Origin of the sequence: Methylorubrum sp. Q1 (genome assembly GCF_004683995.1) — a bacterium.
Lineage (GTDB): Bacteria > Pseudomonadota > Alphaproteobacteria > Rhizobiales > Beijerinckiaceae > Methylobacterium.
Genome location: NZ_SRHQ01000003.1, coordinates 177,420 through 199,354, shown reverse-complemented (window position 1 = coordinate 199,354; position 21,935 = coordinate 177,420). Strand labels below are relative to the sequence as shown.

At 71.2% G+C, this 21,935-nt stretch carries 22 protein-coding genes; 3 read left to right on the top strand and 19 right to left on the bottom strand.

Going from position 1 to position 21,935, the window contains the following annotated elements:
- Positions 1 to 121: 121 nt before the first annotated feature.
- The 6 genes from E4V01_RS04545 to E4V01_RS04520 all read right to left on the bottom strand — a co-directional run bounded on the left by E4V01_RS04545 (position 122) and on the right by E4V01_RS04520 (position 7,512).
- Positions 122 to 382, bottom strand: a complete 261-nt coding sequence (locus E4V01_RS04545) for a hypothetical protein (protein ID WP_060771367.1) — start codon at positions 380 to 382, stop codon at positions 122 to 124.
- Positions 382 to 2,586: an exopolysaccharide transport family protein gene (locus E4V01_RS04540; protein WP_135297534.1), complete on the bottom strand. Its 2,205-nt coding sequence runs from the start codon at positions 2,584 to 2,586 to the stop codon at positions 382 to 384. The genes E4V01_RS04545 and E4V01_RS04540 overlap by 1 nt, the downstream gene beginning before the upstream one ends.
- Positions 2,587 to 2,656: 70 nt before the next feature.
- A complete protein-coding gene (locus E4V01_RS04535; RefSeq protein WP_135297533.1) occupies positions 2,657 to 4,180 on the bottom strand; it encodes an exopolysaccharide biosynthesis polyprenyl glycosylphosphotransferase in 1,524 nt (507 codons plus the stop codon).
- An 83-nt stretch (positions 4,181 to 4,263) separates the two neighbouring features.
- A complete protein-coding gene (locus E4V01_RS04530; protein WP_060771370.1) occupies positions 4,264 to 5,262 on the bottom strand; it encodes an NAD-dependent epimerase/dehydratase family protein in 999 nt (332 codons plus the stop codon).
- A 457-nt stretch (positions 5,263 to 5,719) separates the two neighbouring features.
- A complete protein-coding gene (locus tag E4V01_RS04525) occupies positions 5,720 to 6,499 on the bottom strand; it encodes a WecB/TagA/CpsF family glycosyltransferase (RefSeq protein WP_060771371.1) in 780 nt (259 codons plus the stop codon).
- Positions 6,496 to 7,512, bottom strand: coding sequence for a UDP-glucuronic acid decarboxylase family protein (locus E4V01_RS04520; RefSeq protein WP_135297532.1), 1,017 nt, complete (start codon positions 7,510 to 7,512; stop codon positions 6,496 to 6,498). Before E4V01_RS04520 ends, E4V01_RS04525 begins: the two co-directional genes overlap by 4 nt.
- A 455-nt stretch (positions 7,513 to 7,967) precedes the next feature.
- Between E4V01_RS04520 and E4V01_RS04515 the strand changes: the two genes are divergently transcribed.
- Genes E4V01_RS04515 through E4V01_RS04505 form a run of 3 tightly spaced genes read left to right on the top strand, consistent with a single transcriptional unit; the run spans position 7,968 to position 11,214 of the window.
- Entirely contained in the window at positions 7,968 to 9,347 is a 1,380-nt protein-coding gene (locus tag E4V01_RS04515) for a polysaccharide biosynthesis/export family protein (RefSeq protein ID WP_135297531.1), read from the top strand.
- A gap of 52 nt (positions 9,348 to 9,399) precedes the next feature.
- Positions 9,400 to 10,809, top strand: a complete 1,410-nt coding sequence (locus E4V01_RS04510) for a mannose-1-phosphate guanylyltransferase/mannose-6-phosphate isomerase (protein ID WP_060771374.1) — start codon at positions 9,400 to 9,402, stop codon at positions 10,807 to 10,809.
- Between the two features lie 9 nt (positions 10,810 to 10,818).
- Positions 10,819 to 11,214, top strand: coding sequence for a hypothetical protein (locus E4V01_RS04505; RefSeq protein WP_060771375.1), 396 nt, complete (start codon positions 10,819 to 10,821; stop codon positions 11,212 to 11,214).
- 177 nt (positions 11,215 to 11,391) lie between these two features.
- On the opposite strand, the gene E4V01_RS04500 is transcribed toward E4V01_RS04505, so the two are convergent.
- The 13 genes from E4V01_RS04500 to moxJ form a co-directional block, all read right to left on the bottom strand.
- Positions 11,392 to 12,069, bottom strand: coding sequence for a response regulator transcription factor (locus E4V01_RS04500; RefSeq protein WP_135297530.1), 678 nt, complete (start codon positions 12,067 to 12,069; stop codon positions 11,392 to 11,394).
- Positions 12,066 to 12,656: an MxaH protein gene (locus tag E4V01_RS04495; RefSeq protein WP_135297529.1), complete on the bottom strand. Its 591-nt coding sequence runs from the start codon at positions 12,654 to 12,656 to the stop codon at positions 12,066 to 12,068. The genes E4V01_RS04500 and E4V01_RS04495 overlap by 4 nt, the downstream gene beginning before the upstream one ends.
- Positions 12,653 to 13,597: a YncE family protein gene (locus tag E4V01_RS04490; protein ID WP_135297528.1), complete on the bottom strand. Its 945-nt coding sequence runs from the start codon at positions 13,595 to 13,597 to the stop codon at positions 12,653 to 12,655. Before E4V01_RS04490 ends, E4V01_RS04495 begins: the two co-directional genes overlap by 4 nt.
- Before the next feature lie 24 nt (positions 13,598 to 13,621).
- Entirely contained in the window at positions 13,622 to 14,152 is a 531-nt protein-coding gene (locus tag E4V01_RS04485) for an SRPBCC family protein (protein ID WP_060771379.1), read from the bottom strand.
- Positions 14,152 to 15,147 carry a vWA domain-containing protein gene (locus E4V01_RS04480; RefSeq protein WP_371688508.1) on the bottom strand — a complete coding sequence of 332 codons (996 nt, stop codon included), beginning with the start codon at positions 15,145 to 15,147 and terminating at the stop codon, positions 14,152 to 14,154. Before E4V01_RS04480 ends, E4V01_RS04485 begins: the two co-directional genes overlap by 1 nt.
- 11 nt (positions 15,148 to 15,158) lie before the next feature.
- Positions 15,159 to 15,785 (bottom strand): MxaK protein, encoded by a 627-nt coding sequence (locus E4V01_RS04475; protein ID WP_135297526.1) that lies wholly within the window; start codon positions 15,783 to 15,785, stop codon positions 15,159 to 15,161.
- Positions 15,785 to 16,852 (bottom strand): vWA domain-containing protein, encoded by a 1,068-nt coding sequence (locus E4V01_RS04470; protein ID WP_135297525.1) that lies wholly within the window; start codon positions 16,850 to 16,852, stop codon positions 15,785 to 15,787. The genes E4V01_RS04475 and E4V01_RS04470 overlap by 1 nt, the downstream gene beginning before the upstream one ends.
- A 4-nt stretch (positions 16,853 to 16,856) precedes the next feature.
- Entirely contained in the window at positions 16,857 to 17,780 is a 924-nt protein-coding gene (locus E4V01_RS04465; protein ID WP_135297524.1) for a nonribosomal peptide synthetase MxaA, read from the bottom strand.
- Between the two features lie 5 nt (positions 17,781 to 17,785).
- Positions 17,786 to 18,655, bottom strand: coding sequence for a DUF58 domain-containing protein (locus tag E4V01_RS04460; protein WP_135297523.1), 870 nt, complete (start codon positions 18,653 to 18,655; stop codon positions 17,786 to 17,788).
- Positions 18,652 to 19,683 carry a MoxR family ATPase gene (locus E4V01_RS04455; RefSeq protein ID WP_060771385.1) on the bottom strand — a complete coding sequence of 344 codons (1,032 nt, stop codon included), beginning with the start codon at positions 19,681 to 19,683 and terminating at the stop codon, positions 18,652 to 18,654. Before E4V01_RS04455 ends, E4V01_RS04460 begins: the two co-directional genes overlap by 4 nt.
- Before the next feature lie 181 nt (positions 19,684 to 19,864).
- Positions 19,865 to 20,155 (bottom strand): methanol dehydrogenase [cytochrome c] subunit, encoded by a 291-nt coding sequence (locus tag E4V01_RS04450; protein ID WP_060771386.1) that lies wholly within the window; start codon positions 20,153 to 20,155, stop codon positions 19,865 to 19,867.
- A gap of 132 nt (positions 20,156 to 20,287) precedes the next feature.
- Positions 20,288 to 20,881: a cytochrome c(L), periplasmic gene (moxG, locus tag E4V01_RS04445; RefSeq protein ID WP_060772382.1), complete on the bottom strand. Its 594-nt coding sequence runs from the start codon at positions 20,879 to 20,881 to the stop codon at positions 20,288 to 20,290.
- 38 nt (positions 20,882 to 20,919) lie between these two features.
- A complete protein-coding gene (gene moxJ, locus E4V01_RS04440; RefSeq protein ID WP_135297522.1) occupies positions 20,920 to 21,810 on the bottom strand; it encodes a methanol oxidation system protein MoxJ in 891 nt (296 codons plus the stop codon).
- Positions 21,811 to 21,935: the final 125 nt, after the last annotated feature.

Below are 21,935 nucleotides of genomic sequence, written 5' to 3'. Positions count from 1 at the left end.
CGATGAGGCGGAAAACCCATCCCTCCGCCTCCTCCTGAGGTGGCCGCGCCAGCGGCCCTCGAAGGATCTTCCAGGGATCGCACGGGATCGGGAGGATCCTTCGAGGCAGCTTCGCAGCACCTCAGGACGGGGGCGTGGGTGGGAAAGCATCGGCGCCCCGGCCGTGCCCGTGGCAGCGATGGGGGGCCAGGACCCGCTCGATCCCGGCCCGGAACGCGGCCAGCGTACCGAGCGGCCGGGCGCAGCCGCCGCAGGCGATGGCCGCCTCGGCGGTCGGGTCCGCCGGCCAAGTGACGGCGGGGGAGCCGCAGGCCGCGCAGGCGAAGCTCCATTCGCTCACGAGGATCGCCGCCCCCAGACCTGCTGCGGACTGCGCGCCCATCACGCGCTGTTCCGGTAGTAGTGCGAGAAGTCGCGGTAGAGCGTGCCGCGATCCGCGGCGCGGCCCTGGTGGCGCTTCAGATCGACCTTGTTCAGGACGAGCCCGGCGACCGTCAGCCCGAGCCGGTGCATATAGGCGAGGCTCGCGGTGACGGCGGCCTTCTGCGTGCCGTGCCACGCCACGACGTGGACCACGGCATCGGCGTGCTGGCGCAGGAGCGCGACATCGCCCAGCAGCAGCACCGGGGGCACCTCCACGAGGATGACGTCGTAGCGCTCGCGCGCCTCCCGCACGAGCATCCCGAAGGTCGGCTCGGCGTAGATGTCGTGACCGTCCTTGAGGCCGGAGACGCGGCGGATGGTCGAGATGCGGCCCTCCGTCTCCTCGTCGTCGGCGTGCGTCTCGTGCCCGAGATTGCCGTGGCGGCCGTCCTCGATCGCCGCGCGGCGGGGCGAGCCGTCGAGGATCAGCACCCGGCGCCCCATCGCGGCGAGCGAGCGTGCCACCGAGCGGGCAACGACGGACTTGCCCTCTCCGGGCATCGCCGAGGTGACGAGGACGACCTTGAGTGGCTCGCGCACCGCGACGAGTTCGGCCACCGCCGCCCGCACGGCCTCGCGGAAGACGAGATCCTGTTCCAGGCGCTCGCCCGATTGCGCACCCGCCGGCCGGTTCGGCAGCAGCGCGAGGCAGGGCAGGCCGGTCTCGGCCTCCATCTCGCCCTGGCTGCGGTAACCCCGGTCGCGGCGGTCGAGCCCGAGCGCCAGCACCGAGCCGGCGCCGGCCCCGGCGAACAGGCCGAGGCCGAGCACGAGGCCGAGGCCGGGCCCGGTGGGCAGGGTCGGCACCTTGGCCGGCGCCAGCATCTGCGCCATCACCGGCTTGAGTTCGCTCAGCGCGTTGGCGGTCTGGTAGCCCTCGTCGAGGACGCGCAGGCGGTCGCGGGCGGCCGTCGCGTCGGCTTGGAGTGCGCGGAGCTTCGATTCGAGCGCCTTGCTCTCGATAAGCGAGCGGCGCACGGTCGAGACCCGCGCCTCGGCCGAGGCTTCGAGCCCGCGGGCGGCGCCGAGATCGACCTCGACCAGCTTCAGCACCTCGGCCATGCGCAGCTGAAGCCGCTGCTGGAGCGCGGCGATCGAGGCCTTGAGGCGCAGCACGCTGGGATGGTTGTCGCCGGAGACGGCGGTGAGTTGCTCCAGTTCCTGGCGCAGCTTGCTGTCATCGGCCAGCATCTGCTGGATCACCGGCGAGATCGTCGTGTCGGAGGCGTTCGGCACGCCGCCGAAGCGCATCACGTCCCCGGCGCGCTGCAGCCGCGCCTCCTCCGCCAGCCGCTTGGCCGAGGCGCTGGAGAGTTCGGTGAGGGCGTCGCGCAATTGCTGCTCGCGCAGGTCCACGCCCTCGCGCACCGATTCGACGAAGCCCGTGCGCTTGCGGAAGGCGTCGATCTCGCTGTCCAGCCGGGCCAGTTCGCCGCGCGAGACCTGGATCTGCTCGGCGTACCAGCGGCTCGCCCGCTCGGTGGCGAGGGAGGCTGCCTGCATCTTGCGGGCGAGATACTCGGTGGCGAAGGTGTTGGCGGTCTCCGCCGCCCGCTTCGGGTCGCGGTCACGGTAGCCGATGGTGATCAGGTAGGCCTTGGCGTCGTTGCCGACGGTGAGCCCGCGCAGGAGCCGCTGGGCCTGGGCGTCCCGCTCGGTCTCCTGCTGCGCGGTGTCTTCCGGACGGGTGCTGGGGAGGGCGGGCAGCGCGGCCTGAACCCGATTCTCGAGGGCTTGCCTCAGGGAGCCGACCCATCCCGCCGATGCCTCCTTGGCCGCCTGCCCCGCCTGGGCCGCCTGCTTGGCTTGCCCGGCTTCCTCGAGCCGGCCCGCCACGGATTGCGCGATGGCAAACGAGCGGATGATGCGCGCCTCGCTCTCCACCACCGAAGCCGGTTCGAGGGCGATCTGCGGGCCGGACTTGCCCGTCCCGCGCACATCTTGGGTCTGGCCGAAATCGAACTGGAGCAGCACCTCGGCGGTGTAGCTCGGCGGCAGGGAGAGCGAGGCCGCCCCCGCCGCCAGCGCCGACAGCCCGGCGATCGAGGCGATCATGATCCGGCGCCGCCAGAGCACCGCGAGGGCGTGCCCGGTGACCGCCTCGTAATGGGAGGTCAGCGATCGCCCGCCGCCGGGCGGGTCGGCTTCGTGGAACGGATCCATGGGTCACGCCTGCGTCGGGATCGAAAAGGGGGAGCGCGTCGAGGGGAGGAGGGGCCGCCGGGGCCCCTCCTCAGCGGGCGCCCTTGGCGGTGAGCACCGCCGGCACCGTCTCGAGGAGGATGTACAGGTCGGTCCAGATCGACCAGTTGCGGATGTAGAAGCTGTCCTGCTGCTCCTGCACCGTGAGGTCGCCGTCGCTGCGGGCCGAGATCTGCCACAGTCCGGTCAGGCCCGGCGGCACGCTCGCCCGCAGCGCCTGGAAGGCCGGGCCGAACCGCTCGGTGTGGTAGGCGGGGAAGGGGCGGGGCCCGACCACGCTCATGTCGCCGCGCAACACGTTGAGGAGCTGCGGCAGCTCGTCGAGGCTGGTGCGGCGGATGAAGCCGCCGATGCCGGGCAGGACGCGCGGATCGTTGCGCAGCTTGCAGAACCGGTCCCATTCGCGCCGGGCGGCCTCGTCGGCAGCCAGATGCTCGGCGAGCCGCGCCTCCGCGTCGCGGAACATGCTGCGCAGCTTGTACACGCGGATGGTACGGCCATCCCGCCCGACGCGGGGCTGGACGTAGAAGGCCGGGCCCGGATCGGCGATCTTCACGCCAAGCGCCAGCACGCCGATCAGGGGTCCGAAGACGAGAAGGGCCGGCACTGCCACGGCAAGATCGAGCGCCCGCTTGAGGCGCAGGTTGTGCGGCAGGAAGATCGCCCGGCGCACCACGAGCCCGACCACGGGACCGAGGCAGCGGGTCTGCAGGCGCACGGTCTCCACCTCCGGCGCATGGTGCGCCACGAGCACCTGCCGGAACGGGTGCCGGGTGAGCCAGGCGAAGCGGGCGGGCTCGCGTTCGCCGGGGGTGCAGATGGCGACCTCGGCCGCCTCCAGCAGGCTCGCCATGCGCTCGGCCGAACGCTCGGCGTCCTCCGAGGGCCCCGGCGGCACGACGGTGCGGAAGGGCTCGACGGTTTGATCGGCCGTGCGGACGATGCCGATCGGTCGCAGTCCGAGTTCCGGCCGGGCGGCGAGGCTGCGGGCCAGCTCGGCGGCGCCCTCGCCGTAGACGATGGTCGCCGCCCCCCAAACGCCCCGCCGGACGAGACGCGCACGCACGAACCCCTCCGCGTAGTGCCCGAGCGGGATGGCGAGGAGGGCGGCGATCCCGGTGGCGGCCCAGGACCATGGCCAGGACCAGGGCCCGCCGCCGACCAGGACGGCAGCGGCGAACGCGAGGGCGGCGGCCAGACCGCGGCGGCGCAGCCGCTCGATCGGCTCCGCCTCGATCGGTTCGTAGAGGCCGCACAGGGCCAGGGCGCCGATCTGCAGGGCGCACCAGCCGATCAGCATGGCCGGCGCGAGGCCGGCGGCCGCTCCGGCCGCCGCCATGACGAGCAGGCTTCCCCCGCAGGCGACCAGCACGGCGACGGCGTCGCCGCCGAGCAGGGCCCCGGTGACGATCCGGCGCCGCGCCTCGGCGATCGTCTCGGCGCGCCCGGACCGGGCGGGTCCGAGACGCTCCTTGAGACGCTCTCGAAGGCGCCCCGGCCAGCCGGCTCCGCCGGCCGGCAGGAGACCGGTATTTGCGACATCGACGTCCGGCATGGGCTCGCTCGCACTGCGTAACGGGCGGGAGGGGCGGGCAGGGGGCAGACAGCGGGCAGACAGGGGGCGCGGGATCGGCGCGCTTACTCGGCGGCCTGCCGCGGGGCGGCGTCCGCTTGTGCCTGGGCCTCTCGAATTTGCTCGTCGATCCAGCGGTAGGTCGGCTGCAGGCCTTCGCGCAGGTGGATGAGGGGCTCCCAGCCCAGAACCTCGCGCAGGCGGGTGTTGTCGCTGTTGCGCCCGCGCACGCCCTGCGGCTTGCTCAGGTCGAACGCCTTGTGGATCGTCTTGCCGGAGACTTCGGCCACGAGATCGACGAGGCCGCTGATGCTGACGAGTTCGTCCGTGCCGAGGTTGAGCGGCCCGTGATGGTCCGACTGCATGATGCGGTAGATGCCCTCGACGCAGTCGTCGACGTACATGAACGAGCGGGTCTGCTGGCCGTCGCCCCAGATGTCGATCGTGCCGCCGTCGGGCGTGCGCGCGATCTTGCGGCAGATCGCGGCGGGCGCCTTCTCCTTGCCGCCGTCATAGGTGCCGAGCGGCCCGTAGACGTTGTGGAAGCGGACGGAGCGGGTCGGGAAGCCGTAATCCTCGGTGAAGTACTGGCAGAGCTTCTCCGTGTAGAGCTTCTCCAGGCCGTAGCCTTCCTCGGGCGCGGCCGGGAAGGCATCCTCCTCCTTCAGCGGGATCACGCTCGGCACGTCCTGCAGGTGCTGCGGGTAGACGCAGGCCGAGGAGGAGAACAGGAACCGCTCGACCCGCGCGTCGAAGGCGGCCTTCAGCATCTGCGCGCTGATCATCGTGTTGTTGAAGGTGATCGAGGCGTGCGCGCCGGAGATGTAGCCGATCCCGCCCATGTCGGCGGCGAGATTGTAGACTTCGTCGACGCCCTTCACCGCCTCGCGGCACTCCTCGATCGAGCGCAGATCGGCGAGCATGAACTCGTCGGCGTCGCTTTGCCCGAAATCGGGGTATTTAATATCGACGCCACGGACATGATAGCCAAGGCGACGCAGGTACGTCACCAGATGTCCACCAATGAAACCGCCGGCCCCGGTAACAACTGCGCTCTTCGACATGGGTGTCACGCCTTTTTCTGCTTTGGCGCTTCCATTCTTATTTCAGGGGCCGTCTGAGCATATCTTCTCGATGGGCGATCATACTTTCGCGCTGCGGTAATCCTTTGGGGCGCTGCGCAACGACGTGGAGATCGGCCGGGAAAAACTGCGCGCGCCGGGGCGCAGGCCGGGTGCCTCGCAAGAACCCCGGCCCCCGAACGTTCCGGCCGGGGCAACGATGCTCACAGGCAGTCGCTCGAACGGGCATGCCCGCGGACACGGGCCCGATCATGCCGGATCGGGCCCGTGTCCGCGGATCATGGCGCGACGCCCCCCGCGCCGGGCGGGCAGCGTCCGCTTCGTCGGATACGCGTTCTCGATCATCGTCCTGGATACCGGATCCAGGACGATGATTGAGGCTCTTGTTCTCGCATCATCTTTTTTCCGAAAGCCGGAGGCCACCTTTCGGGACGATGCTTTAGAACGACCGCCGCGGTCGCGACGGGGCGCTCAGGAGCTGGAACCCGGCGCGCAGGATGAACTCGGGCACGATCCGACCGTAGCGGCGCGCCAGCCGGCGCGGCTCGGTGCCGAGGCGGAAGGCCCATTCGAGCCCGCGCCGCTGCATCCAGGCCGGCGCCTGCCGCTTGGTGCCGGCGAGGAAGTCGAAGGCCGCGCCGACGCCGACCATGACCGGCACCTCGAGCCGGTCGCGGTGGCGCGCCATCCAGTATTCCTGCTTCGGGGTGCTGAGGCCCACCCACAGGATGTCGGGCGCCGCCGCGTTGATGCGCGCGACGATCGCTTCGTCCTCCTCCGGCGTGGTCGGGCGGAAGGGGGGCGAGAAGGTGCCGGCGATGGGCAGATCGGGGAACTGCTCCGTCAGGCGTGCCGCCAGCCGCTCGGGCAGGCCGGAACCGCCGCCGAAGTAGTATTGCCGGTAGCCCTTGCGGGCGGACAGGGCCGTCAGCGCGCGCATGAGGTCGGGTCCGTAGACCCGCTGCGTGCGCGGGAAGCCGAGCCGGCGCGCCATGAACACCAGCGGCATCCCGTCCGGCGTGACGAGGCCGGCGCGCTCGTGGATCGCGCGCAAGCGCCCGTCGGTCTGGCACTCGATGACGCCGTGGGCACCGGTGATGCAGACGTAGTGGCGCTGGCGGGCGAGGATCCAGTCCTCGACCGCCATCACCGCCTCGTCCAGCGTGATCGCGCTGACCGGCACCCCCAGGATCGGAACGCGGGGGAGGGGTGCGCTCATGAGCCGGTCTTCGCGAGTTCCACCTTGGCGAGTTCGGGCAGCGCCGGCTCGAACGGCGTCACGCTCGAGCCGGAGGCCGAGAGCAGCGCCTCGAAATAGGCGATCGTCCGCGTCAGCCCCTCGTCGAGCCCGACCTTCGGGGTCCAGTGCAGCATCGCCTTCGCCCGGGTGATGTCGGGGCAGCGCTGGCGCGGGTCGTCCTGCGGCAACGGGCGGTAGACGATCTCCGAGCGCGAGCCGGTGAGCGCGATGATCCGATGGGCGATCTCGGCGATGGTCACCTCGGTCGGGTTGCCGAGATTGACCGCGCCGTCGAGCGTGCCCTCGACGTTCATCAGGCGCATCAGCCCCTCGACGAGGTCGTCGACGAAGCAGAAGGCGCGGGTCTGGCGGCCGTCGCCGTAGAGGGTGATCGGCTCGCCCCGCAGCGCCTGCACCACGAAGTTCGAGACGACCCGGCCGTCGTCGCGGTTCATCCGCGGCCCGTAGGTGTTGAAGATGCGCGCCACGCGGATCGGCACGTGGTGCCGGCGCTGGTAATCGAAGAACAGGGTCTCGGCGCAGCGCTTGCCCTCGTCGTAGCAGGCGCGCGGACCGCTGACGCTGACGAGGCCGCGATAATCCTCCGGCTGCGGGTGGACGTCCGGATCGCCGTAGATCTCGCTGGTGGAGGCCTGGAGGATCGGGATGCCGAGCCGCTTGGCGAGCCCGAGCATGTTGATGGCCCCGATCACGCTCGTCTTCGTGGTCTGCACCGGGTCGCGCTGATAGTGGATCGGGGAGGCGGGGCAGGCGAGATTGTAGATCTCGTCGACCTCGACGTAGAGCGGGAAATTCACGTCGTGGCGCATGACCTCGAAGCGCGGATTGCTCAGGTGCTGGGCTAGGTTCGACCGGTCGCCCGTGTAGAAATTATCGACCGCGAGCACGTCGTGTCCCTGCGCCACCAGTCGATCGCACAGGTGGCTGCCGACAAAACCGGCCCCACCCGTCACGAGGATACGCTTCTTCATCGCTCGACGTCTCCCATTGTCGGTCGATCCCAGCTTAGGAGACCTTGATCGGGTGCGGCATTGCTGTTTCGAGGAAGACGCGGCGTCCTGCGTGCGAAGGCGGTTTACCACGATCGGGAGGTGCAAGCCCCATTCTTGCCGTGGGCCAAGCGGCGCGCGCGGAATCGGTTCCCAAGCGCGCCTTCGAGCCGCAACCGGCACCGTCGGACTAACCCGGTCGCGAACCCTGAGGTGACCGAATAGCCAGAGCCAACGGGGAGGGGCTCTGGCATTCAGACAGGGCGTCACGACAGCCCGGCCGCCTCCCGGTTCTCCCCCGGTGCTCCCTTGAGCGCGGAGGGCTTCGGGCGGCACCTCCGGGGTACCGGCCGAGCGGCAGATCTCCCGAATGGAGCAGTCTCCCGAACGGCCGCGTCGCCGGCCGGCGCCCGGCAAGCGGCCTGAGAGGCGAAGGCATGCTCGATTTCAGGACATTTCGGTTTTGGGGCGGCGAGGGGCCTCTTCGCGCAACGCTCGGCGCAACGCTCGGCGCGATGCTCGGCTCGGGACTCGTGCTCCTCCTCGCGGGCGCCCCCCTGGCCGCCGAGGCGCAGGCTCCGGAGGCCTTGCCGGAGCCCTCGGCCGAGACCGCGCTGCTGCTGTCGAGCGGCGACAAGGTGACGATGGTCGTCTTCGGCCAGACGGACCTGACCGGCGAGTACGTGGTCGATGCGGTGGGCGACCTGAACCTGCCGATGGTCGGCCGTGTCCGGGTCGCCGGGCTGTCGCCCGAGCAGGCCGAGACCCTGGTGCGCACCCGCCTCAACGACGGTTACCTGCGTTCGGCCACCGTCAGCCTGCGGCTGTCCGAGATGAAGCCGGTCTATGTTCTGGGCGAGGTGCGCTCGCCCGGCAGCTACACCTACCGCTACGGCCTCACCGTGCTCGGCGCGGTGGCGCTGGCCGGCGGCGGACGGGTCGGCGACCGCTCCATCACCGAACTCAAGGGCGAGGTGCTGACCGCGCGCGAGCGTCTGCGCAGCCTGGAACTCGCCCGGCTCGCCCAGCGCGCCCGGCAACTTCGGCTGGAGGCCCAGCGCGACGGGCGGACGAGCTTCGTCTCGGACGAACTGATCGGCCCGGAGGCGACGGCGCTGATGCGCGGCGAGCAGGAGATCTTCTCGCTCCAGCGCGAGACGGAGCGCAGCGAGGTCGGCCTGCTGCGCCAGCAGGTCGAGCGGCTGGAGACCGAGCGGACGTCGCTGACCCAGCAGCGGTCCCTGATCGAGGAACAGGTGAAGCTCACCGAGGCCCAGGTCCGCAACTACGCACGGCTGACCGATAACGGCCACGGCCTGCAGACGATCATGGTCGACCGGCAGCGGGAGAACGCCCGGGTCCGGGCGGAACTCGCCCGGATCGACGCGGAACTCGCCCGCAACGGCACCGCCACCGGCGAACTGACCCTGCGCCAGCGCGACACCGAGAACGGGCATCGCCGCCGGGTCGTGGCCGACCTTCAGGCCACCCGCCAGCAATTGCTGGAGACCGAAGCGAGTCTGCCCATCGCCCGCGACCTGCTGGAAAGCCGCGCCCGGCGGCTCGCCGCCTCCGACGGCGGCACCGAGTCCACCGGCTGGAACGTCGAGGTGACGCGGACCCAGCGCGACCGGGCGGCGACGTTCCGGGCCAGCCTGACCTCCGTGCTGCTGCCGGGCGACGTCGTGCAGGTGTCCCCCGCCAAGGCCGGCACCGGAGAGGCGCCGGCCCCGGCCCCCACTCGTGGCGGGGCGGTCGCTCCCGGCCCCGTCTCGCAGGCGGCACCCGCCCTGCGCAGCGCGATCGAAACCCCCTGACCTTTTTTCCCAGTTCCATCTTCCAAGTCCCAGCACAAAAGGACGCCCGTCGATGCCTGCACGGATCCAGCCCGTCATCCTCTGCGGCGGCTCGGGAACGCGGCTCTGGCCCACCTCCCGCACCTCGCTGCCGAAGCAGTTCGTGCCCCTGCTCGGGCCGCACTCGACCTTCCAGCAGACCCTGCTGCGGCTCCAGGGCCCGCTCTTCGCCCGGCCGATCGTCGTCGCCAACCGCGATCACCGCTGCCTCGTCGAGAAGCAGGCCGCCGCGATCGATGCGGGCGTCACCCTCCTGCTGGAGCCGGAGCGCCGCGATTCCGGCCCGGCGATCCTGGCCGCCTGCACCCTGGTGGCGCGGGAGGATCCGGAGGCGGTGGTGCTCGTGCTGCCCTCCGACCACATCGTCACCGAGCCGCGTGCCTTCCGGCGGGCCGTGGCCTCCGCCCTGCCGGCGGCGCGGGCCGGGCGGCTCGTCACCTTCGGCATCGAGGCCGATCACGCCAGCATCGAATACGGCTGGATCCGGCCCGGCGACCGCGTCGAGGCGCGCTGCCACGCCGTGCACACCTTCGCCGAGAAGCCGGACGCGGCGCGGGCCGCCACCTACCTCTCGGAGCGCTGGCTATGGAACTCCGGCAATTTCCTGATGCGGGCGGACACCCTGTGCGCCGAATACGCCGCGTTCGATCCCGACACGGCCGCCGCCGCCGCCCGGGCGGTCGAGGCCGCCGCCGACGAGGGCGGGGCGCTCGCCCTCGACGCCGAGGGGTTTGCCGGCACCCACAAGACCTCCCTCGACTTCGCGGTGATGGAGAAGACGAGCCGCGCCGCGGTTGCGCGGATGCGCTGCGGCTGGTCGGATGTCGGCAACTGGAACGCCCTCTGGGCGATCAGCGAGCGGGACGATCTCGGCAATGTCAGCCGCGGCGCGGCCGAGCTGTTCGACACCGAGGGCTGCTTCGTCTCCTCGGAGGGGATGGTGACCTCGCTCGTCGGCGTGCGGGATCTCGTGGTGGTGGCCGAGAAGGACGCGATCCTGGTGGCCGACCGCAGCCGCTGCGGCGACGTGCGCAAGATGGTCGAGATCCTGCGCAGCAAGGGCCGGCCCCAGGCCGAGTGGCACGCCTCCTCGCACCGCCCCTGGGGCAGCTACCGGGTGCTGGAGGCTTCCGACGGCTTCCAGGTCAAGCGGATCACCGTGGCACCCGGCGGCCGGCTCTCGCTGCAGAAGCATCGCCACCGGGCCGAGCACTGGGTCGTGGTGCGGGGCTGCGCCCGGGTCACCGTGGACGACACGGTCGCCGATTACCGCGAGAGCGAGCACATCTTCATCCCGCTCGGCGCCATCCACCGCCTCGAGAATCCCGGCAACGACGATGTCGAACTGATCGAGGTGCAACTCGGCAGCTACCTCGGCGAGGACGACATCGTCCGCCTCGAGGATGCCTACCACCGCGCCTGACCGCTCGCCATGACAGCCCCCGAGGAGCGGACAACGGAGACCGGACCGGACGCCGCGGCGTCCGAGCCGGCGGAGCACGGCGCCCTGACCCGGCACTGGGACAGCCTGGACGGGGAGGCCGCCGCGCTGCTCGGCGCGGTCGAGCGGAATCTCGAGCGCAACTTGGACCGGGACAGGGACCGCGGGCCGGAGGAGGGCCGGCGTCCGACCCCGTTCGGCGGGGAGGTGCACCGGCCCCGCCTCAACGGTCCGAGCCGTGCCGCGAGCCTGCCCGACCGGCCGAAGCGCTGGATCACCGCGGTGATCGCGGCGGCGGCGCTGACGCTGCCCTTCGCCACGCCCGCGGGCGACGCCAGCCCGCGGGCCCCGTTCGGCGGGCCTGCGCCCGAGCGGGGCGCCGAGTGACGGCCATCCGACCTGCCCCCTCATTCTGAGGTGCCGACGCGCAGCGTCGGCCTTGAAGGATCTTCCAGGGATCGCGCGCTTCCCGGAGGATCCTTCGAGGCCCGCTGTCGCGGGCAGCTCAGGATGAGGGTGAGGAGGGGATATCTGTTCGCTTGCCCGCCGCCCCTTCGAAGCAACTCACAGCAGCGCGTTGCGCCGGTTGACCGCGATCTGCACCAGCCCGGCGCGCGACTCGACGCCGAGCTTCTTGCGCATGCTGGAACTGGCATTGATGATCGTGCGGTAGCTCACCGCCATGGCGCTGGCGATGGCGTCGTAGGATTTGCCCTGGCTGAGCAGCGACAGGATCTGCAATTCGCGCGCGCTCAAGGTGGCGAGCGGGGCGGGGCGGGCGCTGCGGTTCAGCATCGCCACATCGGTGGCGAGCGCGTGCGGCAGGTAGCCCTGCCCGGCATGGACGGCGTCGAGCGCCTCCAGGAAGGCGTCCGATCCGGCATCCTTGAGCGCGAAGCCGAGCGCGCCGCTTTCCAGGGCGCGGGAGACCAGCACCGGGTCGGCATGCATGCTGAACACGAGAATGCGCGCGGCCGGATCGAGCGCCCGGATGCGGCGGATCAGCGACAGGCCGGACAGTCCGTCGTCGCGAAAGCTCAGATCGGCCACGACGAGGGCCGGCCGGTGCCGGTGGAACAGGCGGTAGCCCGAGACGATGTCGGCGGCCTCGTAGACTCTGGCGACGCCCGCGGCTTCCGCCAGCCGGCGCACCCCCTGCATCACGATCGGGTGGTCGTCGATGACGAGCATCGTCTCAGGCCGCGTCGGCAGGGGCCGGGTGGAGGCGCGTCCGTCGCTCAAGGCTGCCCTCCCGGCTGCTTTTCCGGTTCCCGAGGCCTCTCCGGCGCGGCGATATCCGGCCGCTCGCGGGCTTCGAGGCGGGCCAGCGCGGCGGCGTGGTCGGCGCCCTGGGCGCGGGTGTTGTAGTAGTGCTGGCACATCTCGCCGTAGAGGCTCTTGTGGCGGCCGCGCACCGACGCGATCCCGCCGAGGCCGTCGATCAGGCTGCGATAGGATTCCGTCTTGCCGATCTCGGACAGCATCTGTCCGAGCTGCACCGTGCGGTTGGCGATCATGCGCTTGTCTTCCACGAAGGCGCTGCGCGCCCTGTCGAGGGCTTCGCGCAGTTCCCTGACCGCGGCGGCGTCTGCGGGCAAGGGGTGTCCTGCCTCACGGCCCGCGAGCCAGCGCGCCGGATCCGTCCCGTCGGTGGGCGAGAGCCAGTCGGCGAGGTGATCCTCCGAGGTCGAGGCGACGACGGCCCCGTCGTCGCCCCGGTCGGGCGCCGCGTTCGATGCCGCGTCGGAGGTCTCGCCACCGCGGTCGCAGGCGGAGAGGACCAGCAGGGTGGCGAGCCCGGCCGCGAGACCGGCCGTAAGCGGTCTCATCGCAGGGCTTCCTTCGCCGGGGCGGCGATCGCGAGGCTGCGCGGGCCCTCGGCGACCGGCACTTGGGTGACCTCCTTCAGCGTGGCGAGATCGATGACGGACACGGTGTCGGAGAACCAGTTCGCCACGTAGGCCCTTCCCCCCTCGATCACGATGCCCTCCGGATAGCGGCCGACGCCGATGGTCGCCGCATTTGCGAGCGTGCCCGCATCGAGCACGGTGACCGTGCCGGCATGCTGGTTGGTGACGAAGACCCGCGCCCCATCCGGGCTCACGCCGACGCCATAGGGCATCGCGCCGGCCGGCACGGTGGCGAGGGCTTTGAGCGTCTGCGTGTCGATCACGGTGAGGTCGTTGCTGCGCACGTTGCCGACATAGAGGCGGCGCTGGTCCGGGCCGAGCGCCAGGGCGAAGGGCGCGGTACCGACGGGAATCGTCGCGAGCCGGGTCATCCGCGCCCCGTCGAACACGCTGACGCGATGGCTCTCCCGGTCGGCGACGTAGAGCCGGCCGGCGCGGTCGAGGACGATGTGGGCCGGGTCTCGGCCGGTCTCGGCGGAAGCCTCGACGGTGCCGTCCGCGGCCGAGAGCCGGTCGATGCGGTTGCCCGACCAGTCGGCGACGAACAGGGTCCGGCCATCCGCCGAGGCGGCGAGGCCGAAGCCCTGGCCGTTGTAGGGGAGGCGGCGCAGCACCGCGCCCGTGGCGGCGTCCGCCACGGTGATCGCGTGCCCGTCCGGATGCGTGAGGAACACGGATCCGCCGCCCGTCGCGACCGTGGCGGGCGCTCCCGCCACGGTCGCGTGGCCTGCGACCATGCCCGCCTCGAGGCGCGTCACCTGAGCTCCCTGCTGGCTCGCGACGTAGATCGTCGCGGCTCGCACGGGCAGGCCGGCGAGAGCGGGGACAAGGAACAAGGCGACGAGGGCGGGGCGGATCATGTCGCGTGCCTCATTGGGACCGGCTCATTTGCCCTTGCCGCCCTCCACGGCCGCCTTCAGGCCCTTCAGCCCTTCCGAGAAATACGTGTTCATCGCCGCCTTGCCGGCCTCGTCGCTGAGGTTCTCCGGCGGCTCGTTGCCGGTGTCGCCGCGATAGAACCGGCCCATCCACTCGACCTTGGAGCCGTCGCCCTCCGGGCTCACGGTGAAGGTCGCCGAGTAGGACGAGACCGGCAGCGCTGTCAGGTTCGGCTCGCCCATCCGGTAGGAATAGGTGCGGCCGTCCGCCTTGTACTCGTCGAGGCTCTCTTCGAGTTTTCCGCCGTTCTTGAAGGTCAGCGTGCGGGTGCCGCCATCCTTCGAGCCGCTGCCCTCCGCCTTCTCGATCGCCGGGTGCCACTTTCCGATGCCCGCGAAGTCGCCCGCGACCTTCCACACCGCGTCCGGGCTCGCCTTGATCGTGATCGACTGGGAGACCTTCTGCGGGGTCGGGCCGTGGGCGAGGGCGGCGGTTGCAGCGAGCGCGAGCGGCAGAACGAGAAGGGACAGACGCATTATGACATCCTGCTGGGGGTGAAGGGTGTGAGGCGGGCGCGGAGCGCACCCGCGAGGAAGACGGCGAGCACGAGGGCCAGAGCCGCTGCGCCGAGGAAGGGGCGGAGGTCGAGCCGGCTCGGAAGGGGGCGCGGCGTGGCAGCGGCGAGAAGCGGCGCGCGCAGGTCCGGCCCGTCGAGATGGGCGTAGGCGAGGCCCGTCTGGGCGGCGAGCGCCTTCAGATGCGGCTCGCGCACGGAGGAGAGATGCTCCTCGCCGCGTGCCGCCGCGCCGCCGAAGGGGGCGTTGCGCGGATTGTAGCCCTCGCGCGATTCCGCATCGGCCGGGGGCGGGCCGAAGCGGTTCTCCTGCTGCACGTCCGATTCGGCATAGAAGCCGGTCTCGCGGCCGCGGTCGTTGAATTTCGGGATCGGCGCGAGCGCGTACCCGCCCGCTCCGACGATCAGGCCGCGCACCGCCCCCGCCTTGCCCTCGAAGGGCGGGATGCCGGTGGCGGGGAGCGGCGGCGTCTCCTGCCCGTCGGTGATGAACAGGAGGTCGGTGTCGAGTTCGCCGGCCATGGTGAGGGCGCGGTGGAGGCCGGACGCGATGCGGCTGTCGCCCTCCCAGGCCATGCGCCAGTCGAGCGCGGCGATCGCCCCGTCCAGCGGCGCGAAATCGGCGCAGACCTCGATCGGCGCGAACAGCAGGAACGGGCGCCGTTCCGTGAACAGGGCGAGCGCGAGGCGCGAGCCGCAGGGCAGTTCGGGCAGCAGACCGCGCAGGGCCGCCTTGGCGATGTCGAGCCGGCTCGCCGGGCGCCCGTCGCTTGTATAGTCGCGCACGTTCATGCTGCCGGTGATGTCGACCACCGCCAGCACCGACACGCCAGAGCGGGTCAGCGGCAGCGGGGGCACGACGATCGCCAGACCTGCGAGCAGCAAGGCTGCGGCGAGCGCCTGAAAGCGGCGATCGCGCAGGTTTCTTGCGAAGGGAAGCGCCGCCCACACACTCATGGCCCGCCGATTCATGGTCCACCCCGGGGCTGCCCGGGAATGTCGGTCCAGATCTGCTTGGGCTCGGCCTTCAGCTCGTCGCCGAACTTGCGATCGAATTCCGGAAAGTCGCGGATCAGGCGCGAGGCAACATCGAAGTTGAACTTCGCGTCCCAGAAATCGGGCCGGGCCTGAAGCGCCCGGCGGTAATCCTGGCGCGCGAGCGTGACCTGCGGGCCCGCCTTGTCGAGTTCGCTGCGCTCGATCAGCCGGAAGGCCTCGCGGATGCGGGCATTGGCGACGATGTAGCGGGCGCGCGCCGCGGCGTCGGCGGACCGCCGATGGTCGAGGGTTTCAAGCAGCGGCTCCGCCTCACCGAGACGATCGCGAAAAGCCAGGAACTTGGTGCGCGCGACGAGGAGCGCGTCGGGGGCGTCAGGCGGGACGGCGAGGTCGCGGCCCGCTTCCAGCTCGGCGATGGCCGCGTTGGTGCGCGCGTCCCGCCAGGCCGAGAGCGCGAAGGCGGCAGCAGCCCCGAGCAGCAGGATCGGCAGCAGCACGAGCAGGGTGGGGCGCAGGCTGCGCCAGCCCTGGCCCAAGCCCGCGCCGCGCCGGGTGCGCAGGGACGGGGAGGGCGCGTGGGTGAGGGCGGTGGGCATCAGGCGGCGGCCCTTTTCGGCGCAGCGGCGGGCGCGGGGCCGGACGCAGCGGCACTCCGCTCACGGACGGGCACGCGCAAAAAGTCGGTCTCCGCCAGCTTGGCGAGGACGAGGAGGAGCAGGCCGAAGGCGGCGAGCGCATAGGCCCAGCCGGTGAGGTCGCGGCGCGGGCGCTCCTCGGTATAGGGGATCGGGTCGCGCTCCAGCGCCTCGATCTGGCGCACGGCGTTGGCCACGGCCTCGGCGCCCTCCGCCTCGAAAGCGCGGTAGGGCACGCCGAGGCTCTTGAAGAACAGGTCGAGATGGCGCTCGGGGGCCGCCTGCGGCGTATCCTCGCCCGCGGGCTTGTCATAGATCGAGGGCGAGCCCTTGGTGCGCAGGAACAGCCAGTAGAGGTTCGGCTGCACCTTGGCGAACTCGGCGCGCAGCTGCGCCTGGATGCGCGGGTCGATCACCGCCGCGCCGTCCGAGACCAGCAGCAGCGCCCGCGACACACCCGGCGCGCCCGCGCCGAACTGCGACAGCGCCATGCCGAGGCCGCGGGCGACGTTGGTGTAGTCGAGGCCCGGTCGGTCGATGGCGGCGACCGCCGCGCGCACGGCGTCGTGCCGGTCGGTCATCGGCACGACCAGCATCGGCGCCGTCGAGAAGGCGGTGACCGCGAACTGATCGTGAGCGCGCTCGCCGACGAAGTCGCGCAGGATGCGCCGGGAGGCGGCGGCCTTCGATTCCTCCGCCCCCGAGGGCTGCCGGCCGGCAAAGGTCTCGTTCATGCTGCCGGAGCGGTCGATCAGCATCGAGACCTGCGCCCCGATGCCGGTGCGGGTCACCCGCTCGCCGGCGCGGTACGGGCCGGCCAGCGCCAGGACGAGACCGCCGATCGCCAGCATGCCGGCGGCGGTCAGGGCGATCCGCAGACCCGCGGAGAGGGGATCCTCGGGTGCGGCCGCGACCGAGGCGACCGCGCTGCGCCGGGTCACGGACAGGAGCAGCGGCAGAAGCGCCAGCGGCAGAAGCCAGAGCAGCCAGGGCGTGGCCAGGCCGAGGGAGGGGAGGAGCGCCGTCACCGGGTCACGCGCTCCGCTCGACCGCGCCGAGCCGGCGCAGCAAGGCCTCGACCTCGGGCAGGGGAAGCGTCGTGCCGGCCCCGGCGGTGTCCCGGCCGAAGAAGGCCAGCCGCGAGGCCGAGAAGAACCTTTCCAGGCCGCCCGCCTGCCCCCGGAAGGCGGGATGGCGGCCGAGGAAATCGGGCAGGTCGTCGGCAAGCACCCGGCGCCCGTCGGTGGCGTCGAGGCCGCGATGCAGGGCGAGCAGCGCCTCGCGGTACAGGGCTTCGCCCTGCGATTGCTGCCTCGCTCGGCCCAGCGCCTTCAGGGCGAGCGCGAAGGGCCGGCCGCGGCGACGTCCAAAGAACCACCACGCCCGGTCGTAGGCGAGCAGCACCAGCGCCAGAACGGCGAGCGCGAGGAAGCCGGCCGCCGAGGCGAGCGCCGGCTGCGGATCGAGGCGCGGCGCGCGTCCGTCGGGCCGCAGGTACTCGGCCGGGTCGTCGCGCCGCTCGGGTTGCACCTCGCGCAACGGCGAGACGCCGATCTTCCAGGCGGGCAGCTGTGCCACCGCCGTGGTCGAGCCGTTGGCGCCCGCACTCTCGACGGTGACGGGAAAGCCCGGCACTTCGAGGGTGCGGGCATCGAGCGCGACGTAGAAATCCTGGTAGGTCAGGCGCAGCCGGATCACGTTCGCGCCGTCCGCGCCCCGGCTCTCCTCCGTCCGTACGTCGCGCAGGTCGAGCCAGTAGGTGACCGGCCCGGGCTTCGGCAGGGAGGGCCGCTGCAGGGTGAAGCCGGGATCGGTGCGGATCTCGGCCTGGACCTGCACGAGGTCGCCCTGGAAGTAGCCGAAGGCGCGGGGCGTGCGCAGCTCGACGCCGCGCACCTGCGCGGAGGCGGGCAGAGACACCAGCGCGAGGAGGAGGGCGAGGGGCAGCGCGCGCATCGCTCTCACGTCGTCATCAGGTGGCGGCTCAGCGCTTCCGCATCGAAGCGGTCGGCGAGCCGGAAGGGCGGACGGGCGAAGGGGGCGCAGATCCGGCGCAAGGCTTCGACGCGCTCGGCCTCGCGGGCGATCCAGCGGCGGCGCAAGGACGGGCGCAGGAAGACGAGGCGGCGCCCGGCGCCCTCGAGGTCGTCGAGTTCCACGAGGCCCCAGGCCGGCAGGTCTTCGGCCTCGGCGGAATCGGCGAGCAGCACCGGCGTCACGTCGTGGAGCGCCAGTGCCGAGAAGACGGCCTCGATCAGCGCCTCCGGCCAGCGGAAATCCGAGACGAGGAAGATCAGCTTCGGGCGCCCGGCGAGACGGCGCGCCGCCTCCAGAAAACCCTCGGCGCCGCGTCCCTCGCAGGCCGCCTCGCCGAGACGGGCGGCGGCGGCCTGGGCGGCGGCGCGGTGGCGGGTCGCGGGGAGGTAGAGGTCGTCGCGCACGATGTCGTCGCAGGCGATCACACCGAAGCCGTCGCCGATCCGCGTCGCGGAGCGGGCGAGCGTCGTGCAGAAGGCGCCCGCGAGATCGCGCCGGTCGGCCCGGCCGCGGAAGCGCATCGAGGCGGAGAGGTCGACCAGCGCGTAGGTCTCGACCGGGCTGCGCGCCTCGAAGCGGCGCACGAACACGCCCTCGAACGGGTCGCGCAGCGACGCGCGCACATCGATGCGCCGCGCATCCGGCAGGCGTGAGAAGCTGACCTGGTCGCGGAACGTGCCGAGGCCGCCGGCATCGTGCCCGCGATGGGCGCCGACCCGATGTCCGCCGGGCCGCCAGCGCGGCAGGTAAATGATGTCGGCCCCATCGTTGACCCCGTCCTCCGGACTGCTCACGGGGCGGGCACCGTCTCGAACACCGCGCGAATGAGGTCGGGCACGATCTGCGCGCGCCGCATCTCGTAGACGGGTTCGAGGAAGACGCGGTGGGCCATCACCTCGGGGAAGACGGCGCGGATATCCTCCGGCACCAGCCAGTCCCGGCCTTCCAGCCAGGCGCGGACGCGGGCGGCGCGCACGAGGAAGGCGACGCCGCGGGGCGAGGCGCCGCCCTGGACGAGGCGGTCCATGTCGATCCCGGAAAGCCGGATGCCGGCGGGGCCGGGGCGCACCAGCGCCTCCCACAGGCCGACGACGTAGGCCTCGATCGCCGGCTCGGCCGAAATCGCGTGCTGGATCGCGCTGGCGATGGTGCCGATGCGCTCGAAGTCGAGCACGCCGGCCTCGACCGCTTCGGTGAGCCGGTCGGTGTCGTGGAAGCGGGGATCGAAGACGAGGTCGCGGCGGGCCTTCGTATCGCGCGGCGCCTCCATGCCGATTTCCATGAGGAAGCGGTCGCGCGCGGCGGCCGGCAGCTCGAAGGTCTCCTCGCGCTCGACCCGGTTGCGGTCGGCGAAGACCTGGAGGTTGGGGAAACGGTACGCGCGGTTGAAGGCGGTGACGCTGCGCTCGGCCATGATGCGCAGGAGCAGCGCGTGGACCTGGGGCCGGGCGCGGTTGATCTCGTTGAAGAAGAAGACCGAGAGGTCTTCCGCCTGCCGCAGCACCGGGCCGGGCTCGACCCGCGGGCGGCCGTCCTCGCCGAGATAGGTGTGGTAGATCAGGTCGGTGGGCATCATGTCGACGGTGCCCTCGACGCGCTCGTAGGCGCCGCCGAGGCCGCGGGCGACCGCGCGCAGCAGCGTGGTCTTGCCGACGCCGACATCGCCTTCGAGCATGACGTGGCCGCGGGCGAAGATCGCGATCGTCAGCAGGCGGATCGCCCGTTCCTGGCCGACCACGGCCTTGCCGATCTCGCGCTCGAAACGCGCGGCGGCATCCCGCCAGTCGGTGAGCATGGCGTCGCCGGGGCGCAAGGTGTTCATTCGGCGGGTGGCCTTTGTTTGCCGTCTTGGGCGCCCCAGGCGCCATGGGCCGCCGCCACCTCTCCGCTCCCCCTCGCGGGGATGGATCGGGGCATGGCCTGTTCGGATGGGGCGCCGGGCGGTGCCTCCTGCGCCACCCCCGCCCCGAACCCCTCCCCGCGAGGGGGAGGGGGCAAAAGGCTCAGTTCGCCGCGATCTTGCTCACGTCGTACTCGAACTTGCCGGTCTTCTTGAAGTTCTCGACGCGCTTCTTGTTGCGCTCTTCCATCTGCTTGATGGAATCGGCCTGCTTGTTCAGCTCCTTGGGGTCGTGCTTGGGATCGTACTTGGAGCCGGCGATCTTCTCGGGGAAGCCGGGCTTCGGCTCCCAGCAATTGCCCGCGGCCTTGCACTTGGTGCCGTCATAGGCGAGCGCCGGGGCGGCGATGCCGGACAGGGCGACGATGGCGGCGGCGATGAGAGTGGTCTTCATGGTTTCCTCCACTTTTCGAGACGTGCTCTTCTTGAGGCTTGCTCTTCGGGGATCCGGCCGCGCCCGGCGACAGGATCCCACCGCCCGCCCCCTCGATCGTGCCGGTTGAATCCGGCTCGACACCCGAAAGGATCACTCGTCCAGCGGCTTGCACTGGCCCTTGGCGTCCTTCGGGATGACTTCGCCCTGCTTGTAGGGCGTGTAGGCCTTCTTCTGCTCGTCGTTGAGCCACAGCGCGTCCTGCTTCGGCCCCGTATAGAGGTGCCGGATCCAGGCGATGGTCTGCAGCATCTCGTCCGGCGTCAGATTCTCGTTGTGCGGGCCCATCATGCCGTTGGCGCCGCCGAAGATCGTGGCGAACAGGCCCACATCCGTCGTGTTGGACGGATAGGTCCAGTAATTGTCGTTCAGCCCCGGCCCGAGCTTTCCTTCCGCGAGGTGGCCGTGGCAGCCCGAGCAGGAGGTCGCGAAAAGGCTCTCGCCGTTCCGCAGGCAGGACTTGTCGTCGATGTAGAGGTTCTCGCCGGTCTCGAGGAACTTCTTCACGGCCGGCGTGTCGCGGCCGCCTTCCTTGCCCTGCGACACGTCGAGCGCCTCGCCGGTCACGGTGTTGCGGAACACGACGCCGGTCTGCGGCCCGGATTGCGGCTGGGCGAGCGCGGGCAGGGCGATGCCGGCGAGCGCGAGGCCGAGAAGGGCCGTTCCGATCTTTACGCGGTTCATCATCGTCTTGTTCTTGGTCCTCATCTCACGGTCGGTCGGGATCAGTTGGAGACGGGCAGCACGGGCACGCCCTCCTCCTTCAGGATCGCCTCGATCTTCGGCTTGGCCTTCTCCAGGGCGGCATCGATCTGCGCCTTCAGGGCGGTGTCGTCCTTGCGCACGCCCATCGCCTGGTCGAAGCTCTGCGGCATCTTCCGGCCGTCGCTGGCCTGCGTGTCGTCGGGCACGGCGGTCATGCGCAGCTTGGTCGAGGAATCGCGCACGTAGCGGGCGACGTCGGGCCCGAAGACCACGCCGACCTCGGCCTTGCCGGTGGCGACCTCGCTGACCATCCGGGCCGGATCGATCTGCGTGTATTGATTCCGCGGCGCGCGAAAATTCACCAGCGAGTAGAGGTAGGCCATGTCCTCCTCGTAGCGGCCGATATCCTTGAGCATCGCCTCGCCGGGCGTGCCGAAGCCGACCACCATGTGGCTCACTTCCTTCAGGCGCGGATCGGACCAGGACTTGATGTCGAGATCCTTGTCGGCGCGGGTGAGGAAGACGTAGCCTGAGCGGTAATAGGGCTTGCTGGTGAGCACGCGGGGATCGTCGGCATCGAGCCCGATCACCACGTCGCAGGTCTTCTTCTCCAGCCCGTCGCGCACGAGGTAGATCGCGGGCTTGCCGAGCCATACGAACTGGGCCTTGCGGCCCATGGCCTCGGCTACCGTCGTCGCGATGCGGTTCTCGAGCCCCGAGCCGTCCTTCATCGAGAGCGGCGGCTGCTCGGCGGCGCAGACGCGCAAGGTGCCGGCATCGGGTTTCGCGGCCTCGGCGGCTTTCGACTCCTGCGCCAGGGCGGGCGCGCACAGGGCGGCGAGGGCGGTCAGGGCAGCGGTCAGAGCGACGGCCGATGCGGCTGTACGGCGCCGTCCGTTCACGAGCGACATAGGTTCGTTTCCTCTGGCTTATTCTTATGAAATCTTGGCACCGGGCTTTTTCGGCTGAGACCTGCCCTTGGCGCATCGCCCCGTGCGGACGATCGCCGGCGCGACGTCGGAGGCGCGCGGGACGA

Excerpts from the sequence above, each read along its gene's own strand:
- E4V01_RS04545 (WP_060771367.1), bottom strand. The coding sequence starts at position 382 with ATGGGCGCGCAGTCCGCAGCAGGTCTGGGGGCGGCGATCCTCGTGAGC.
- E4V01_RS04540 (WP_135297534.1), bottom strand. The coding sequence starts at position 2,586 with ATGGATCCGTTCCACGAAGCCGACCCGCCCGGCGGCGGGCGATCGCTG.
- E4V01_RS04535 (WP_135297533.1), bottom strand. The coding sequence starts at position 4,180 with ATGCCGGACGTCGATGTCGCAAATACCGGTCTCCTGCCGGCCGGCGGA.
- E4V01_RS04530 (WP_060771370.1), bottom strand. The coding sequence starts at position 5,262 with ATGTCGAAGAGCGCAGTTGTTACCGGGGCCGGCGGTTTCATTGGTGGA.
- E4V01_RS04525 (WP_060771371.1), bottom strand. The coding sequence starts at position 6,499 with ATGAGCGCACCCCTCCCCCGCGTTCCGATCCTGGGGGTGCCGGTCAGC.
- E4V01_RS04520 (WP_135297532.1), bottom strand. The coding sequence starts at position 7,512 with ATGAAGAAGCGTATCCTCGTGACGGGTGGGGCCGGTTTTGTCGGCAGC.
- E4V01_RS04515 (WP_135297531.1), top strand. The coding sequence starts at position 7,968 with ATGCTCGATTTCAGGACATTTCGGTTTTGGGGCGGCGAGGGGCCTCTT.
- E4V01_RS04510 (WP_060771374.1), top strand. The coding sequence starts at position 9,400 with ATGCCTGCACGGATCCAGCCCGTCATCCTCTGCGGCGGCTCGGGAACG.
- E4V01_RS04505 (WP_060771375.1), top strand. The coding sequence starts at position 10,819 with ATGACAGCCCCCGAGGAGCGGACAACGGAGACCGGACCGGACGCCGCG.
- E4V01_RS04495 (WP_135297529.1), bottom strand. The coding sequence starts at position 12,656 with ATGAGACCGCTTACGGCCGGTCTCGCGGCCGGGCTCGCCACCCTGCTG.
- E4V01_RS04490 (WP_135297528.1), bottom strand. The coding sequence starts at position 13,597 with ATGATCCGCCCCGCCCTCGTCGCCTTGTTCCTTGTCCCCGCTCTCGCC.
- E4V01_RS04485 (WP_060771379.1), bottom strand. The coding sequence starts at position 14,152 with ATGCGTCTGTCCCTTCTCGTTCTGCCGCTCGCGCTCGCTGCAACCGCC.
- E4V01_RS04480 (WP_371688508.1), bottom strand. The coding sequence starts at position 15,147 with ATGAGTGTGTGGGCGGCGCTTCCCTTCGCAAGAAACCTGCGCGATCGC.
- E4V01_RS04475 (WP_135297526.1), bottom strand. The coding sequence starts at position 15,785 with ATGCCCACCGCCCTCACCCACGCGCCCTCCCCGTCCCTGCGCACCCGG.
- E4V01_RS04465 (WP_135297524.1), bottom strand. The coding sequence starts at position 17,780 with ATGCGCGCGCTGCCCCTCGCCCTCCTCCTCGCGCTGGTGTCTCTGCCC.
- E4V01_RS04455 (WP_060771385.1), bottom strand. The coding sequence starts at position 19,683 with ATGAACACCTTGCGCCCCGGCGACGCCATGCTCACCGACTGGCGGGAT.
- E4V01_RS04450 (WP_060771386.1), bottom strand. The coding sequence starts at position 20,155 with ATGAAGACCACTCTCATCGCCGCCGCCATCGTCGCCCTGTCCGGCATC.
- moxG (WP_060772382.1), bottom strand. The coding sequence starts at position 20,881 with ATGATGAACCGCGTAAAGATCGGAACGGCCCTTCTCGGCCTCGCGCTC.
- moxJ (WP_135297522.1), bottom strand. The coding sequence starts at position 21,810 with ATGTCGCTCGTGAACGGACGGCGCCGTACAGCCGCATCGGCCGTCGCT.